This window comes from Serratia sp. SCBI (genome assembly GCF_000747565.1).
Taxonomy (GTDB): Bacteria; Pseudomonadota; Gammaproteobacteria; order Enterobacterales; family Enterobacteriaceae; genus Serratia; species Serratia ureilytica.
In genome coordinates this window covers 3,594,231-3,611,107 of record NZ_CP003424.1, presented here as the reverse complement: position 1 = coordinate 3,611,107, position 16,877 = coordinate 3,594,231, and the positions used below count along the sequence as shown (strand labels likewise).

Annotated in this window: 15 protein-coding genes and 1 pseudogene; 13 read left to right on the top strand and 3 right to left on the bottom strand. The window is 60.9% G+C overall.

Going from position 1 to position 16,877, the window contains the following annotated elements; translation table 11 throughout:
• The first annotated feature begins 28 nt into the window (after positions 1-28).
• Entirely contained in the window at positions 29-787 is a 759-nt protein-coding gene (mlaA, locus tag SERRSCBI_RS16925) for a phospholipid-binding lipoprotein MlaA (RefSeq protein ID WP_033643913.1), read from the top strand.
• Positions 788-904: 117 nt separating this feature from the next.
• On the opposite strand, the gene fadL is transcribed toward mlaA, so the two are convergent.
• On the bottom strand, positions 905-2,245 hold the full coding sequence (gene fadL, locus SERRSCBI_RS16920) for a long-chain fatty acid transporter FadL (RefSeq protein ID WP_042785124.1): 1,341 nt from the start codon (positions 2,243-2,245) through the stop codon (positions 905-907).
• A gap of 405 nt (positions 2,246-2,650) precedes the next feature.
• Between fadL and SERRSCBI_RS16915 the strand changes: the two genes are divergently transcribed.
• The 4 genes from SERRSCBI_RS16915 (at position 2,651) to sixA (ending at position 7,490) form a co-directional block, all read left to right on the top strand.
• Positions 2,651-2,947, top strand: coding sequence for a YfcZ/YiiS family protein (locus tag SERRSCBI_RS16915; protein WP_072145088.1), 297 nt, complete (start codon positions 2,651-2,653; stop codon positions 2,945-2,947).
• 195 nt (positions 2,948-3,142) lie between these two features.
• Positions 3,143-4,453: an acetyl-CoA C-acyltransferase FadI gene (gene fadI, locus SERRSCBI_RS16910; protein WP_042785123.1), complete on the top strand. Its 1,311-nt coding sequence runs from the start codon at positions 3,143-3,145 to the stop codon at positions 4,451-4,453.
• Positions 4,453-6,618: a fatty acid oxidation complex subunit alpha FadJ gene (gene fadJ, locus SERRSCBI_RS16905; protein ID WP_042785122.1), complete on the top strand. Its 2,166-nt coding sequence runs from the start codon at positions 4,453-4,455 to the stop codon at positions 6,616-6,618. Before fadI ends, fadJ begins: the two co-directional genes overlap by 1 nt.
• A 389-nt stretch (positions 6,619-7,007) precedes the next feature.
• A complete protein-coding gene (gene sixA, locus SERRSCBI_RS16900; protein WP_004936230.1) occupies positions 7,008-7,490 on the top strand; it encodes a phosphohistidine phosphatase SixA in 483 nt (160 codons plus the stop codon).
• A gap of 69 nt (positions 7,491-7,559) precedes the next feature.
• Here the strand turns inward: sixA and smrB are convergent.
• A pseudogene (smrB, locus tag SERRSCBI_RS16895) lies at positions 7,560-8,091 on the bottom strand (endonuclease SmrB).
• Positions 8,092-8,261: 170 nt separating this feature from the next.
• On the opposite strand from smrB, the gene prmB reads away from it, so the two are divergent.
• The 6 genes from prmB (at position 8,262) to SERRSCBI_RS16865 (ending at position 12,948) form a co-directional block, all read left to right on the top strand.
• Positions 8,262-9,194, top strand: a complete 933-nt coding sequence (gene prmB, locus SERRSCBI_RS16890; RefSeq protein WP_025160157.1) for a 50S ribosomal protein L3 N(5)-glutamine methyltransferase — start codon at positions 8,262-8,264, stop codon at positions 9,192-9,194.
• 65 nt (positions 9,195-9,259) lie between these two features.
• Positions 9,260-10,345: a chorismate synthase gene (aroC, locus tag SERRSCBI_RS16885; protein ID WP_042785121.1), complete on the top strand. Its 1,086-nt coding sequence runs from the start codon at positions 9,260-9,262 to the stop codon at positions 10,343-10,345.
• Positions 10,346-10,350: 5 nt separating this feature from the next.
• Positions 10,351-11,178 carry a penicillin-insensitive murein endopeptidase gene (gene mepA, locus SERRSCBI_RS16880; protein WP_025303719.1) on the top strand — a complete coding sequence of 276 codons (828 nt, stop codon included), beginning with the start codon at positions 10,351-10,353 and terminating at the stop codon, positions 11,176-11,178.
• Positions 11,179-11,181: 3 nt separating this feature from the next.
• A complete protein-coding gene (locus tag SERRSCBI_RS16875) occupies positions 11,182-11,988 on the top strand; it encodes a sulfite exporter TauE/SafE family protein (protein WP_033651971.1) in 807 nt (268 codons plus the stop codon).
• A 91-nt stretch (positions 11,989-12,079) separates the two neighbouring features.
• Complete coding sequence (locus SERRSCBI_RS16870; protein ID WP_042785120.1) at positions 12,080-12,634, top strand: elongation factor P hydroxylase; 555 nt, start codon at positions 12,080-12,082, stop codon at positions 12,632-12,634.
• A 32-nt stretch (positions 12,635-12,666) separates the two neighbouring features.
• Entirely contained in the window at positions 12,667-12,948 is a 282-nt protein-coding gene (locus tag SERRSCBI_RS16865; RefSeq protein ID WP_016926855.1) for a YfcL family protein, read from the top strand.
• A gap of 40 nt (positions 12,949-12,988) precedes the next feature.
• Here SERRSCBI_RS16865 and mnmC read toward each other — a convergent pair whose 3' ends face one another.
• Complete coding sequence (gene mnmC / locus SERRSCBI_RS16860; RefSeq protein ID WP_042785762.1) at positions 12,989-15,010, bottom strand: bifunctional tRNA (5-methylaminomethyl-2-thiouridine)(34)-methyltransferase MnmD/FAD-dependent 5-carboxymethylaminomethyl-2-thiouridine(34) oxidoreductase MnmC; 2,022 nt, start codon at positions 15,008-15,010, stop codon at positions 12,989-12,991.
• A gap of 170 nt (positions 15,011-15,180) precedes the next feature.
• On the opposite strand from mnmC, the gene fabB reads away from it, so the two are divergent.
• Both fabB and SERRSCBI_RS16850 read left to right on the top strand, forming a co-directional pair.
• On the top strand, positions 15,181-16,401 hold the full coding sequence (gene fabB / locus SERRSCBI_RS16855; protein ID WP_016926857.1) for a beta-ketoacyl-ACP synthase I: 1,221 nt from the start codon (positions 15,181-15,183) through the stop codon (positions 16,399-16,401).
• A gap of 212 nt (positions 16,402-16,613) precedes the next feature.
• A complete protein-coding gene (locus tag SERRSCBI_RS16850; RefSeq protein WP_004936201.1) occupies positions 16,614-16,835 on the top strand; it encodes a hypothetical protein in 222 nt (73 codons plus the stop codon).
• Positions 16,836-16,877: the final 42 nt, after the last annotated feature.

Sequence of the window (16,877 nt, the reverse complement as noted above, 5' to 3'; positions counted from 1 at the left end):
GACCGAACGTGTTTTTATGGAGAAAAATATGAACTTTCGCCTGACTGGGGTGGCATTCGCAGCGGCATTACTGGTGGGCTGTGCCAGCGCGCCAGACAATGAGCCGCAAGGGCGTTCCGATCCTCTGGAAGGATTTAACCGGACGATGTTCGACTTCAACTACAACGTCCTGGATCCTTATATCCTGCGTCCGGTCGCGGTGGCCTGGCGTGACTACGTGCCGATGCCGGCGCGTAACGGCATCAGCAACTTCACCTCCAACCTGGAAGAGCCGGCCAGCATGGTCAACGCCTTCCTGAAGGGCGATCCTTACCGCGGGATGATCCACTTTAACCGTTTCTTCCTGAACACCCTGCTCGGGATGGGCGGCCTGATCGACGTGGCCGGCATGGCCAACCCGAAACTGGCGCGCGAAGAGCCGAACCGTTTCGGCAGCACGTTGGGGCATTACGATGTGGGCTACGGTCCGTACGTGATGCTGCCGGGCTACGGCAGCTTTACCCTGCGTGAAGACGGCGGCGACTTTGCGGATACGCTGTATCCGATGCTGAGCTACCTGACTTTCTGGATGTCGGCGGGCAAATGGGTGGTCGAGGGTATCGAAACCCGCGCTCAACTGCTGGATTCCGACGGCCTGCTGCGCAACTCCTCCGATCCTTATGTCATGGTGCGCGAAGCTTACTTCCAGCGCCACGACTTCATCGCCAACGGCGGTTCGCTCAAGCCGGAAGAGAACCCGAACGCCAAGGCGATTCAGGGCGATCTGGACGAGATCGACTCGCAGTAACCGCCGGCCTTATGCCCATGAAAACCTGCCGTCTGGCGGGTTTTTTTACGCCCGCGGCGAGCGACAGGCAAAGAAAAAGCGCCCCGCGGGGCGCTTTGGCATCCATCTCAAGCGAGATTAGAAGCGGTAGTTGAAGTTGGCGCCGTACAGCCAGGCTTTACCCACCGAGTTGAAGGTGTAAGGACCTTCATTGATGGTGACTTTCTGGCCGTGCATGTAGGACACGCCGACGTCGACCGAGGCGTCTTTGTTGAACGCATAGGTAGTACCGGCACTCAGCCAGAAACGATCCTGATCGGGAATGGAAATCGAACGGTTTTGGGCAGGCACCGGGCTGTCATCGAAGGCGATACCGGTACGGAAGGTCCAGTTGTCGTCGTAGAAGTAGGTGGTGCCCAATGCGATACGGTAGGCATCGCGGAAGCCTTCATGCTTCTCGAACAGCGTCTGGCCGTTGTTGCCGGTGGCTCTCAGCTCCTGGAACTGGCTCCAACTGGTATAAGCCAGGCTGTAGTGAACGGCCCACTGCGGCGCCACTTTGTTGTAACCGGACAGCTCCCACATTTCCGGCAGGTTCAGATCCAGAGAACCTGGAATGGTGCTGCCGCTGGTGCCCCACGGTAAACCAACGCCCAGCGCCTGGGTAATTGGGTTGTACTGTGCCGGCAGGCTGCTCTTGTAATCGCCGTCGAACTTGATTTTCACTTCAGAGCGATAGGTGAAGCCGTAACGGTTGTTTTCATCCACTTCGTAGAGAATACCGGCGTTCCAGCCGAAGCCCCATTTATCGCCTTTCAGGTGAGAAATCTGGGTATCGCCAGGGATTTGAGCGATCATTCCGGCTTGCTGCTGCGTTAATCTACCGGTTTGTAAGCCTTGAGCGGCCAATAGCTTAGGCAATTCACCTGCGTAACGCTCGAGTTTAGCCTTGGCGTAGACGGCGTCAAAGCCCAGGCCAAAGCTGAAGTGTTGGTCCAGACGATAGGCGCCGCTCAGGTTCAGGTTCAGGGTTTCCAGATCGGTTTTACCGCCGTAAGCGCCTGCGGTGTAACCGTTATTGAATTCGGTCGCCAAACCGAAGTTGCTGGTGACCGAGCCGCCTACGGCGAATTGATCGTTAATCGGGTGAACATAATGCAGGTTCGGCACCCAGGCGGTCGGCGCGATGTTTTTCGCATCCAGACTGGCGCGGGAAGGCGAGGTACCGGAAATATCGACGTCCGGATCGATGAAGACTGCGCCGAAAGAGAGTTCCGGGCGGGTATACATCATCAGCAACGCCGGGTTGCGGCTTGCGGAGGCCGCCGTATCCGCCATGGCGCCTTCGCCAGAATACGAACGTCCTAAACCAGCTGATGAGAACTCATTCAGCTGGAATCCTGCGGCAGACACGTTTGAAGAAATAATTGCCACTGCAGCTGCGAGAGCTGATTTAGTCAATAGGTTTTTCTGGCTCATGACCAAAACCTCATTATGTGTTTATTATTTAAACTATTGTTACACGAAGTAACAAGGAGCGCGGGATTGTAGGGTCCGTTATCGTTCAGACAAATCAGACCAGTGGCTGAAGTATAGGTCTGACCTGTGAAAATGTTGCAAGTTTGTTTTTGAAATATTTCCACTCTGATATCAAAAAAGAGATCTGCTTAACAAAAAGACAGTGGTAAATAACAAAATTCTTACCATTTCTTAGCAGGCGCTCATTTTTATTTGTGATTTCCATCACTTAAAACACCTAGTAAAAGTAAGTGCTAGTGATTGCCGGCTTGGGAGCGTAAAATACCCACAGAATTTTGTGGCTTTGCGCCGGTGAATAAAACGGCAATTTGGGCTGATAACAGAGGCCCTTGAGGAGAACCAACCATGTCAGATGCAATTAATAAATGCAGCGCCCAGGAAACCGCCGCGTGTTGCTGCGTGGATGTCGGCACCGTGATGGATAACACCGATTGCACCGCATCCTACAGCCAGGTGTTCAGCAATCAACAAGATGCGGAGGCGATGCTGGCGGCCCTGAGCGAAAAGGCGCGCGCGGTCGAATCCGATCCCTGTGACATCAGCAGTAGCATTAAACCGGTTGACGGCGGCGTACAATTGGAAGCCGATTTTACCTTCGCCTGCCAGGCGGAAACCCTGATCTTCCAGCTCGGCCTGCGTTAATCCCCGCTTTACCCCGGCGCCGCCTGCTGCGCGCCGGGGATTTCCTTCCCTGCCTCGTTCCCGATAGAAAGTGCGCCTGCTCGCAGTTTTGATCTCTGCCGGTTTGCCAAATGTAACCGTTTGGTTAACAATGACCTCATCAGGTCAGACCTCTTTCTGCCCATTGCGCTGACGTTATTTTCTTCAGGAGCATTTATGAGTAAGGCACTGCCGTTGGTGACCCGTCATGGTGACCGCATTGCGATTGTGAATGGACTGCGTACCCCCTTTGCCAAACAGGCGACCGCCTATCACGGCATTCCGGCGGTGGATTTAGGGAAAACGGCGGTGAGCGAGCTGTTGGCGCGCAGCGGTATCGAGCCGCAACTGATCGAACAGCTGGTGTTCGGCCAGGTGGTGCAAATGCCCGAAGCGCCGAACATCGCGCGTGAGATCGTGCTTGGCACCGGCATGAGCGTCCATACCGACGCCTACAGCGTGTCGCGCGCCTGCGCCACCAGTTTCCAGGCGATCGCCAACGTGGCGGAGAGCATCATGGCCGGCAGCATCAGCGTCGGCATCGCCGGCGGGGCGGACTCTTCTTCCGTCTTGCCGATCGGCGTCAGCAAGGCGCTGGCGCGCACGTTGGTGGACGTCAACAAGGCGCGCACGCTGTCGCAGCGCCTCAAATTGTTCAGCCGGCTGAAATTCCGCGATCTGATGCCGGTGCCGCCGGCGGTGGCGGAGTATTCCACCGGCCTGCGCATGGGCGATACCGCCGAACAGATGGCGAAAAGCCACGGCATCACCCGTGAAGCGCAAGATGCGCTGGCGCATCGTTCCCACGAGCTGGCGGCCAAGGCCTGGCGGGAGGGGTGGCTGCGCGACGAGGTCATGACCGCCTACGTGCCGCCTTACCGCGCTCAGCTTTCTGAAGACAACAATATCCGCAAAGACTCCAGCCTGGCTTCCTACGCCAAGCTGAAACCGGCATTCGATCGCAAACACGGCAGCGTCACTGCGGCCAACAGCACGCCGTTGACCGACGGTGCGGCGGCGGTACTGATGATGAGCGAATCGCGCGCCAAAGCGCTGGGGCTGCAGCCGCTCGGCTATCTGCGCAGTTTCGCCTTCGCCGCCATCGACGTGTGGGAAGACATGCTGCTGGGGCCCTCCTACGCCACGCCGCTGGCGCTGGATCGCGCCGGCATCGGCCTGGCCGATCTGACGCTCATCGACATGCATGAAGCCTTCGCCGCGCAAACGCTGGCCAACCTGAAGATGTTCGCCAGCGAAGCGTTCGCCCGCGAGAAGCTTGGCCGCAGCCAGGCAATCGGCGAAGTGGACATGGACAAATTCAACGTATTGGGCGGTTCTATCGCCTATGGTCACCCGTTCGCCGCCACCGGCGCGCGCATGATTACCCAGACGCTGCGTGAGCTGAAACGCCGCGGCGGCGGGCTGGGCCTGACCACCGCCTGCGCCGCCGGCGGGTTAGGGGCCGCGATGATCGTGGAGGTGGAATGATGAGCGTCGAAAACGCATTGCACGAGCAGCGCGCCAAACCGTCGGCCTTTCAACTGACGATCCGCCCTGACAACATCGGGGTGATCACCATCGACGTGCCGGGCGACAAGGTCAATACGCTCAAGGCCGAGTTTGTCGAACAGGTTAACGACGTGCTGATCCGCGCGCAGCAGCATACTGCGCTGGAAGGGCTGGTGATCGTTTCCGGCAAGCCGGACTCGTTTATCGCCGGCGCCGATATCACCATGATCGCCGCCTGCACCAGCGCCAAAGAGGCGGAAACGCTGGCCAAGAAAGGGCAGAGCACGCTGGCGCAGATCGCCGCCTTCCCGGTGCCGGTGGTGGCAGCCATCCACGGCGCCTGCCTGGGCGGCGGGCTGGAATTGGCGCTGGCCTGCCACGGCCGCGTCTGTTCGCTGGATGACAAAACCGCGCTCGGTCTGCCGGAAGTGCAGCTGGGCCTGCTGCCGGGCTCCGGCGGCACTCAGCGCCTGCCGCGCCTGGTAGGCGCCGCCAAGGCGCTGGACATGATCCTGACCGGCAAGCACATTCGCGCCCGCCAGGCGCTGCGCATGGGGCTGGTGGACGACGCCGTGCCGCAATCGATTTTGCTGCAGACCGCCATCGAGCGGGTGAAACAGGGCTGGAAGCATCAGCGCGAGCTGCCGTGGCAGGATCGTCTGCTCAACGGCCCGCTGGGCAGAAATCTGCTGTTCAGCATCGTGCGCAAGAAAACGTTGGCGAAAACGCACGGTAACTACCCGGCGGCGGAGCGCATCATTCAGGTGGTGCGCACCGGGCTGGATCACGGCAGCGCCAGCGGCTATGAAGCCGAAGCGCGCGCCTTTGGCGAGCTGGCGATGACGCCGCAATCGGCGGCGTTGCGCAGCCTGTTCTTCGCTTCCACCGCGCTGAAAAAAGAGCGGGGCGGCGATGCTCAGCCGCGCGCCTTGCATCGCGTCGGCATTCTCGGCGGCGGCCTGATGGGTGGCGGTATCGCCTGCGTCACCGCCACGCGCGGCGGTTTGCCGGTTCGCATCAAAGACATCAATGAAACCGGCATCAATCATGCGCTGAAATACAGTTGGGACGTGCTCGGCAAGCGGGTGCGCAGCAAGCGCATGCGCCCGGCGGAACGGCAAAAACAGATGATGCTGATCTCCGGCTCTACCGATTACACCGGCTTCGAGCAGGTGGATATCGTGGTCGAGGCGGTGTTTGAGGATCTGGCGCTGAAGCAGAAGATGGTGGCCGAGGTCGAAGCGAACTGTGCACCGCATACCGTGTTCGCCTCCAATACTTCCTCGCTGCCTATCGGTCAAATCGCCGAACAGGCCCAGCGGCCGCAGCAGGTTATCGGTCTGCACTACTTCAGCCCGGTGGACAAAATGCCGTTGGTGGAAGTGATCCCGCACGCCGGCACCAGCGAACAAACCATCGCCACCACCGTAGCGCTGGCGCACAAGCAGGGCAAGACCGCCATCGTGGTGGGCGACAGCGCCGGTTTTTATGTCAACCGCATCCTGGCGCCGTACATCAACGAAGCGGCGCGCTGCCTGCTGGAAGGCGAGCCCATTGAATCGCTGGACAAAGCGCTGGTGGACTTCGGCTTTCCGGTCGGCCCCATCACCCTGTTGGACGAAGTGGGCATCGACGTCGGCACCAAGATCATTCCGGTGCTGGTCGAGGCGCTGGGGCCGCGCTTCGCCGCGCCTGCCGCGTTCGATGCGGTGCTGAAGGACGGGCGCAAAGGGCGCAAGAACGGCCGCGGCTTCTATCTTTACCCGAGCGAGGGGCAGCAGCGTCAGCGGCGTAAGCGCGCGGACACCTCATTGTATACGTTGCTCGGCGTCACGCCGAAGGCGCATATGCTGCCGGCGACCATTGCCCAGCGCTGCGTGATGATGATGCTGAACGAAGCGGCGCGCTGTCTGGATGAAGGCGTGATCCGCAGCGCGCGCGACGGCGACATCGGTGCGGTATTCGGCATCGGTTTCCCGCCGTTCCTTGGCGGCCCGTTCCGCTATATGGATGAACTCGGCGCCGAGAAAGTGGTGAAGACGCTGGACTACCTGCGTCAGCAGCACGGCGAGCACTTCGCGCCGTGCGAGCGCCTGCAGCGCATGGCGCAGCAGGGCGAACGTTTTTACCCGCTGGGGAGTTGAACGCAGGGCGGCCCGATTTGCACTATAGTTGCAACAGGGCCGCGTTGTGATCGCCATCACTCCTTGCGACAGCGTCAGTCCGTGAGGCTGTACAGCAAGGCTGCGGCAGCGGTAAGTTAGCTTGAGCGCCATCAATAATTTTCATGGCGAAAAGGTTAAAATTTAACCCGTTGAATTGATTGTTCTATGAGCAATCGAGGTTTGCCCGGGGAGGATTGCTGTAAAAAACAGCATTTTCTTTACGCAAACTTTCAGGCAAAATGCCCGGCCGCCATAAAGAGACGGCGCGTTATCGTTTTAAAGCTTTGGCTTTGGGGTTGTAAAACTCGGCGGTACAGCACGCACGGCGTTTCTGTATAGCGTTACTTTGTCAACAACAGCGGTGCAATATGCAAGTTTTGATTATGCGTCACGGAGAGGCGGCGCTCGAGGCAGCCAGCGATGCGGTAAGGCCCCTTACCCTGTGCGGCCGCGACGAGTCCCGTCAGATGGCGGCCTGGTTGAACACCAAGTCTGTGGATATTGAACGCGTGCTGGTCAGCCCCTATCTGCGGGCCGAACAGACGCTGGCGACGGTGCGTGAAGCCTTGACGCTGCCGGAGGGCGAAGAAGTGCTGCCCGAACTGACGCCGGGCGGGAACGCCGAACAAGTCGGCAGCTATCTTCAGGCGTTGGCGATGCAAGGGGTGAGCTCGGTGCTGATCGTGTCGCACCTGCCGCTGGTGGGGTATCTGGTGGCGGAACTGTGTCCGGGCGAGTGCCCGCCGATGTTCGCGACCTCGGCGATCGCCAACGTCGATCTGCCGGCGGACGGCAGCTACGGCAAATTTGAATGGCAGGTCAGCCCGTCGCAGGTGATGGCCAAAGTGTGAGCCGCGGATGCGGTGCGGAATAAACTCAGGGCGATGTCTGACATCGCCCTGAGTCGTTTCTGCGGGAGGCTATTCTGCCAGCTCCACCAACAGCAGGACGGCGGCGTTGCCGCCCCATTCCTTCGGCGCCTGATGGAACGCCAGCACGTCGGGATGCTGCGCCAGCCACAGCGGCGTTTGCTGTTTGAGAATGTGTTTGCCGTGCCCGTGCATCACGCAGGCGCAGTGTACATGCTCGCGTTTGCAGGCGGCGATCAGCGCCCCCAATTCCTGCTTGGCCTGCAGCTGAGTCAGGCCGTGCAAATCAAGAAACAGCTCCGGCGAATAATCGCCGCGTCGCAGCTTCTTCAGCTCATACGGGCTGCTGCCGGGGCGCACGTAGCGCGTCGGGCCTTCCTCTTCCAGCTGCGGCTGATATTCATCTGAAAAATAATAGCTGGCATCGACCTGCTCCTGCAGCAGCCGCTGCGGCGCAACCTGTTTGACCTTGAGCTTCGGCGGGCGGTGGACGATGGTGTCCTGGCGCAGCTTTTTTTGCGCCCGCCACCGACTCTCTGAAGAGCTGTTGTTCGTCTTTGCTCAGAGGGGGCTTGTTCTTCATGCTTCATTCACCGGAAATCGTTTATTTCGCTAGTTTACCTTGTGAATGAGCGCTGTCGACGCAAAACTCGGGCCAGAGTGAAAAGCGCGAGGGGCGCGCGTGATTTGTCGCGGGCTTCATGGCAAACTATGCGGCTAAATCATGAAACACAGCGCCTGCCGGAGGGCAAATTGGACAAAATTTTCGTCGACGAAGCAGTGAACGAACTGCACACCATTCAAGATATGCTGCGCTGGACGGTAAGCCGTTTCAACGCCGCCAATATCTATTATGGTCACGGAACCGACAATCCGTGGGACGAAGCGGTGCAATTGGTGCTGCCAAGCCTGTTTCTGCCGTTGGACATTCCGGAGGACATGCATACCGCTCGTCTGACTTCCAGCGAGCGCCATCGCATCGTTGAGCGCGTGATCCGCCGCGTCAACGAGCGTATCCCGGTCGCCTACCTGACCAACAAGGCCTGGTTCTGCGGCATGGAATTCTACGTCGACGAACGCGTGCTGGTGCCGCGCTCGCCGATCGGCGAGTTGATCAACGATCGTTTCAGCGCGCTGATCCCGCACCCGCCGCGCCATATTCTCGACATGTGCACCGGCAGCGGCTGCATCGCCATCGCCTGTGGCTACGCTTTCCCGGAAGCGGAAGTGGACGCGGTGGACATCTCCAGCGAAGTGCTGGCGGTGACCGAGCGCAATATTCAGGCGCACGGCGTCGAGCACCAGGTGATCCCGATCCGTTCCGATCTGTTCCGCGACGTTCCCGCGATCCAGTACGATCTGATCGTCACCAACCCGCCGTACGTCGATGCGGAAGACATGTCGGATCTGCCGCAGGAGTTCCGCTTTGAGCCGGAACTGGGGCTGGCGGCGGGCAGTGACGGCCTGAAGCTGGTGCGCCGCATCCTGGCCTGCGCGCCGGACTACCTGACCGACGACGGCGTGCTGATTTGTGAAGTGGGCAACAGCATGGTACATCTGATGGAACAATATCCGGACATCCCGTTCACCTGGCTGGAATTCGAAAACGGCGGCGACGGCGTGTTCATGCTGACCAAACAGCAGCTGGTGGATTGCAAGGATCACTTCAGCCTCTATCGCAGCTAAGCCGCATTTCCAAGGCCCGCATGGCGGGCCTCATAACGATAAAAGACTAACGGTAAGGAGCCGTGATGGCAGGAAACAGTATTGGGCAGATTTTCCGCGTCACCACCTTCGGTGAATCTCACGGGGTGGCGCTGGGTTGTATCGTCGACGGCGTGCCGCCCGGCATCCCGCTCACCGAAGCCGATTTGCAACACGATCTGGACCGCCGTCGTCCGGGCACCTCGCGTTACACCACCCAGCGTCGCGAACCGGATCAGGTGCGCATTCTCTCCGGCGTATTCGAAGGCGTGACCACCGGCACCAGCATCGGTCTGATCATTGAAAACACCGATCAGCGCTCGCAAGACTACAGCGCCATCAAAGACGTGTTCCGTCCAGGGCATGCCGACTACACCTACGAACAGAAATACGGTCTGCGCGACTATCGCGGCGGCGGCCGCTCTTCGGCGCGTGAAACCGCCATGCGCGTCGCGGCGGGCGCTATCGCCAAGAAATACCTGCAGCAGAAGTTCGGCATGCAGGTGCGCGGCTATCTGGCGCAGATCGGCGACGTGACCTGCGAGCTGAAAGACTGGGATCAGGTCGAACAGAACCCGTTCTTCTGCCCGGATCCGGACAAGCTGGAAGCGCTGGACGAACTGATGCGCGCGCTGAAAAAAGAGGGTGACTCCATCGGCGCCAAGGTCAGCGTGATTGCGGAAAACGTGCCGGTTGGCCTGGGCGAGCCGGTGTTTGACCGCCTCGATGCCGATCTGGCGCACGCGTTGATGAGCATCAACGCGGTGAAGGGCGTGGAGATCGGCGACGGGTTCGCCGTGGTGACCAAACGCGGCAGCGAAAACCGCGATGAAATCACCCCGGAAGGCTTCCAAAGCAACCATGCCGGCGGCATTCTCGGCGGCATCAGCAGCGGCCAACCGGTGATCGCGCATCTGGCGCTGAAGCCGACCTCCAGCATCATGGTGCCGGGCCGCACCATCAATCGCCACGGGGAAGCGGTGGAAATGGTGACCCGCGGTCGCCACGATCCGTGCGTGGGCATCCGCGCCGTACCGATCGCCGAAGCGATGATGGCGATCGTGTTGATGGATCACCTGCTGCGCCAGCGTGCGCAAAACGGTGATGTGGTTTCCGACGTGCCTCGCTGGTAATCGCCATGAAAAACTGGATGTTGGGCCTGGTGGCCCTGACGGCCTCCGCTTCCGCCATGGCGCTGACGCCGTGGCAGAAAATCGACCATCCGGTGGCCGGCGCGCCGCAGGCGGTGGGCGGTTTCGCCAACGGCTGCATCATCGGCGCGCAGCCGTTGCCGCTGAATTCACCGGACTATCAGGTGATGCGTACTGACCAGCGCCGCTATTTCGGCCATCCGGATCTGCTGGCGTTCATACAGCGCCTCAGCAGCAAAGCGAACCAGAAAGCGCTGGGCACGGTGCTGATCGGCGACATGGCGATGCCGGCCGGCGGGCGCTTCAGCAGCGGCCACGCCAGCCACCAGTCTGGGCTCGACGTCGACATCTGGCTGCAGCTGCCGCGCCAACGTTGGAGCGCGCAGCAATTGCTCAAGCCGCAGCCGATCGACCTGGTGTCGGGCGACGGCAAACAGGTGGTGGCGAGCCAATGGCAACCGCAGATTGAGTCGCTGATCAAACTGGCGGCGCAGGATGCGGACGTGACGCGCATCTTCGTCAACCCGGCGATCAAGCAGCGTCTGTGCCTGGACGCCGGCGCCGATCGCGCCTGGCTGCACAAGGTGCGGCCGTGGTTCGGCCACCGTGCGCATATGCACGTGCGTCTGCGTTGTCCGGCCGGCAGCCTGGAGTGCCAGGAGCAGGATACGCCGCCGCCGGGCGATGGCTGCGGCGCCGAACTGGCGAGTTGGTTCGTACCGCATCAGCCGAACGCGAAGCCGGGCAAACCCGTGCCGCCGCCGTTACCGCCTACCTGTCAGGCATTGCTGGATCACCATTTCTCAGCGGAATAACACATGGACTGGTTCGTCATTGGCCCCGAGATGCTCGGGGTGTTGTTTGCGGTAGCGCTGCTGGCGGGGTTTATCGACTCCATCGCCGGCGGCGGCGGATTACTGACGGTGCCGGCCTTGCTGGCAGTGGGGGTTCCTCCGGCGCAGGCGCTGGCGACCAATAAGCTGCAGTCGGTCGGCGGCTCTTTCTCCGCCAGTCTGTACTTCATTCGTCGGCGAGCGGTGAACCTCAACGACCAGAAGCTGACGATTTTTCTGACGCTGATCGGCTCGATCGCCGGCGCGATTCTGGTGCAGCACATGCGCGCCGATTTGCTGCGGCAGATGTTGCCGCTGCTGGTGATCGGCATCGGTCTCTATTTCTTGTTGATGCCGCGACTGGGTGAGGAAGATCGTCAACGCCGCCTCGGCGCCTTGCCGTTCGGGCTGGTAGCCGGCGGTTGCGTCGGGTTTTACGACGGTTTCTTCGGCCCCGGCGCCGGCTCATTCTACGCGCTGGCCTACGTGACGCTGTGCGGTTTCAACCTCGCCAAGTCTACGGCGCACGCCAAAGTGCTGAACTTTACCTCCAACGTCGGCGGGTTGGCGCTGTTCATCATCGGCGGCAAAGTGGTGTGGAGCATCGGTCTGGTGATGCTGGTGGGGCAGGTGCTGGGGGCGCGTTTGGGCGCGCACATGGTGCTGACCCGTGGCCAGAAATTGATTCGGCCGATGATCGTGATCGTCTCGCTGGTGATGAGCCTCAAGCTGCTTTACGACAATCACGGCGCAGAGATTCAGCAGTGGCTGTCCGCCTTCTTGCACCGCTGACGATGAAAATGGGCGCCGTTTATGCGCCCGTATCCCCCCGCCGGTTATCGGGTATAATGGCCTCTTTATTTTTGTGGTTATAGAGTTTTTTATGTCAGACACACAGACCCGCCATCACTATGAGCAGTTGATCGAGATCTTCAATCGCTGCTTCAGCGATGACTACAACACCCGCCTGGTGAAGGGCGACGACGAACCGATCTACCTGCCGGCCGACGAATTGCCGTATCACCGCATCGTGTTCGCCCACGGTTTCTACGCCAGCGGCCTGCATGAAATTTCGCACTGGTGCATCGCCGGTGAAGCGCGCCGTCAATTGGTGGACTTCGGCTATTGGTATTGCCCGGATGGGCGGGACGCGCAGACCCAGAGCGAATTTGAAGCGGTAGAGATCAAACCGCAGGCGCTGGAATGGATGTTCTGCGTGGCGGCCGGTTTCCCGTTCAACGTCAGCTGCGACAACCTGAACGGCGACTGCGAGCCGGATCGCATCGCGTTCCAACGCAAGGTGCGCGCCCGGGTATTGGCGCTGCTGGAGCAGGGAATACCCACAAGGCCTGCGCGCTTTATTCAGGCGTTGCAATCGTTCTACAATACGCCACCGTTGGCAGCCGAGCACTTTCCGTATCCGGAAGATCTCAACTGACGCCACAGCCCGTTATTTAATGAGGAAATTTGATGATCGCAGAATTTGAAGCGCGCATTTTGGCGCTGATTGATGACATGGTAGAGCACGCCAGCGATGATGAACTGTTTGCCGGTGGCTACCTGCGCGGTCATCTGACGCTGGCGGTGGCCGAGGCGGAAGAGCAGGGCGAACACACCGCCGAAGCGCTGAAAGCGCGGGTGGAGGAGAGCCTGCACAAAGCGATCGCCGCCGGGGAACTCTCGCCGCCGGATCAGATCCTGGTGCGCGGCATGTGGGAAAACCTCTATCAGGCTGCAACCCCTGCCGCCTGATCGTCATGCCGGGGCGCGTCGCCGCGCCCCTCAAGGTTGATTAAACCGCACGCCCTTTCAGCAATTTCCGCACCCACATCCGATTCGGATTCAACGCCGCCAGCAGGCGCGCATCGCCCGGCAACGGTTCGCCAAACAGCTGCGCCGCCAAAATTTCCGCCGCCAACGGCGCCGAGCACAAGCCGCGCGAGCCTAACCCGCCGATAGCGAACAGACCGGGATAGACCGGCGCATCGGCGACGGTTTCGCCGCGCTGGTTCTGCCGCTGCAAATCCTGATACTGCGCCAGCGTGGCCTGATAGTCCGGCAGCGCGCCGACCATCGGCAGATGATCGCGGGTGGCGCTGCGCACGCCGCAGCGCGCCTGATGAGCGCTGACGTCCACCTGCTGCGGCCAGGCCTGCTCCGGCAGACAGCGCAGCAGGCGCTCGCGGTTCTCCTGTTGCTCCTGCTCGCGGTAGTCGGTGGCGATGTCGCCGCGCTGGTAGCTGGCGCCAATGCAGTGGTGGCCGTTGTTGGCATTAACCGGCGTCAGGTAACCGTCGTAACACAATACCTGTTTCAATTGACCGAGGGCCGGCGAGGTCGGGATATGCGACACCTGCCCGCGTACCGAATACAGCGGCAGGGCTTCCGTCGGCGCCAGTTCGGCCAACCGATGGCCGTTGGCCAGGATCACCGTCGCATGGCGCCGGCTGTCGCCGTTGGCGAAATCGATGCGCCAGCCGTTTTCTTCCTGCGTCAGCCTCTGTGCATCGTGCCGGTAGTGGCAGACCAAGCCCTGACGCTGCGCCAGCGCGATAGCGCCGCGCGTCAGCTCGGCCGGGCAGAGCCAGCCGCCTAGCGGGTAGGTGATGCCGCCAAAGCCGGTATCTACGCCGCACCGTTCGCTGAGCGTCTCGCGGTCGGCCGCCATCGCCAAGGCCTGCGGCCAGTCGGTTTTCAGCATATTGGCGATCTTGGCGCCGCTCTTTTCGTCATAGGCCAACTGGCTGACGCCGCACCACTGGTGATCAAAGGCGACGCCTTGTTGCAACAGGGCATCGTACTGGCGGCGGGCGAAGGGAAACGCGGCGCTGAAAAAGCTCTCCAGCGCGTCGCCGCTGCCGTTCAGCAAAGGATAAATCGCGCCCTGGCGGTTGCCGGATGCGCCCTCGGCCGCCTGCTCATCGGCGCAGTACAGCGTGACGGTGGCGCCGCGGCGCAGCAAGGCCAGCGCGGTGAGCGCGCTGGCGACGCCGCCGCCGATCAGGGCGATGTCGGCGGTGTTGTCCGCCGCCGGGCGTCGATACCAGGGCGCCGGATGTGCGGCGGGCTGCGCATCGGCCGGGAGCTCGCCGGCGAGCATCTCACGCTTTTGGCCGAAGCCTTTGCAGCGGTTGACCTGAAAACCGGCCTGTTGCAAGCCGCGGCGCACGAAGCCGGCGGCGGTAAAGGTGGCGAAGCTGCCTCCCGGCCGGGCGAAGCGCGCCATGGCGGCGAACAGTTGATCGGTCCACATGTCGGGGTTTTTTGCCGGCGCGAAACCGTCGAGGAACCAGGCATCCACCTGGTTATTCATGCTGGCGTCAAACTGCGGCAGCAGATCGTTGACGTCGCCGAACCACAGATCGAGCGTAATGCGTCCTTCGGCTAACAGCAGGCGATGGCAACCCGGCAACGGCAGCGGCCACTGGGCGCGCAGCTCGTCGGCATAAGGCGCCAACTCTGGCCAGCGTGCATGCGCCGCCGCCAGGTCAGCCTGCTGGAGGGGGAATTTTTCGAAGCTGATAAAGTGCAGGCGCTGCAGCGTCGCGTCCGGCTCAGCCTGACGGAAGCCGGCGAAGGCCTGCCACAGCGTGAGGAAATTGAGCCCGGTGCCGAACCCGGTTTCCGCCACGACAAACAGCGAGCGCGGATGGGCGGCGAAACGTTGCGGCAGCCGATTGCCGTGCAGGAAGACGTAGCGGGTTTCTTCCAGCCCATCCTGATTGGAAAAATAGACGTCATCAAACTGTTTCGAAACAGGTGTACCCTGTTCGTTCCAGGTTAGCGTTGCGGTTTGGATGGGGGCGTGGTTCACGGTCAATGGCTCGAAATTCAAGGGATGCCGCGAATTCTAACGGCGCTGGCGCCCCGGCGCAAACTGGACAACAATAAAGCTGAAAAACGCTGATCGGACTTGTTCGGCTTACATCTGTACGCTAAAGTGCGATGCAAAATCCCGTAGGTAAATAGTGGAAGAGGTATTGAATGAAACGTGCAGTGATTACTGGCCTGGGAGTTGTCTCCAGCATTGGTAATAACCAGCAGGAGGTCCTGGCAAGCCTGCAGGAAGGACGTTCTGGGATCACTTTCTCCCAGGAGCTGAAAGATTCCGGCATGCGTAGTCACGTATGGGGGCAAGTTAAGCTCGACACTACCGGCCTGATCGACCGCAAGGCGGTGCGTTTCATGAGCGACGCTTCCATTTATGCCTTCCTGGCGATGCAAGAAGCGATCGCGTCTTCCGGCCTGAAGGAAGAAGAGTATCAAAACAACCCGCGCGTGGGCCTGATCGCCGGTTCCGGCGGCGGTTCTCCGCGCTTCCAGGTGTTCGGCGCCGATGCGATGCGCAGCCCGCGCGGCCTGAAAGCGGTTGGCCCGTACGTGGTGACCAAGGCCATGGCTTCCGGCGTTTCCGCCTGCCTGGCAACGCCGTTCAAAATCCACGGCGTGAACTACTCCATCAGCTCCGCTTGCGCGACCTCCGCGCACTGCATCGGCAACGCGGTTGAGCAAATCCAGCTGGGCAAACAGGACATCGTATTCGCTGGCGGCGGCGAAGAGCTGTGCTGGGAAATGGCCTGCGAGTTCGATGCGATGGGCGCGCTGTCCACCAAATACAACGACACGCCGGAAAAAGCGTCCCGCACCTATGACGCCGATCGTGACGGTTTCGTCATCGCCGGCGGCGGCGGCATGGTGGTGGTTGAAGAGCTGGAGCACGCACTGGCGCGCGGCGCGCACATCTATGCGGAAATCGTCGGCTACGGCGCGACTTCCGACGGCGCCGACATGGTTGCCCCTTCGGGTGAAGGCGCAGTGCGCTGCATGAAGATGGCGATGCAGGATCTGGATGCGCCGATCGATTACATCAACGTGCACGGCACCTCTACGCCGGTAGGCGACGTGAAAGAGCTGGGCGCCATTCGTGAAGTGTTCGGCGACAATACCCCGGCTATCTCCTCCACCAAGGCAATGACCGGCCACTCACTGGGCGCCGCGGGCGTGCAGGAAGCGATCTACAGCCTGCTGATGCTGGAGCACGGCTTTATCGCACCGAGCATCAACATCGAAACCCTGGATGAACAGGCGGCCGGCATGAACATCGTGACTCAGCCGACCCAGCGCGAGCTGACCACCGTGATGTCCAACAGCTTCGGCTTCGGCGGTACCAACGCCACGCTGGTGATGCGCAAACTGGCGAAATAATCCCGCCGGCGCGTCATTCCGCCAAAAAGCCCGCGTTTTCGCGGGCTTTTTACTGCCCGAAGCCCACCGGCCGGGCGCTCGGAGTTTTCCCAAATCACATCCCCTGACACATCATTACCTCGCCATTACACGCGTTGGGCATACAATAGCCAGGTAGCGTGATTATCGCTCGGCGTAGCTTTCTAAAGTGATCGAACATTGAGGCAAGAAGTATGAAAAAGTTAATTGCGGTTGGGTTACTGTCGGCCGTGTTGGCCGGATGCGCCACCGATTCTCCCTGCGTGCCGGTCTACGATGACCAGGGGCGTCTGGTGCACACCAACACCTGTATGAAGGGCACCACTCAGGATAACTGGGAAACCGCGGGCGCGATCGCCGGCGGTGCGGCGGCGGTTGCCGGTCTGACCCTCGGTATCATCGCGCTGACCAAGTGATCGGCGCGGAACAGGAATAAGCCCGGCCATTGCGCGCCGGGC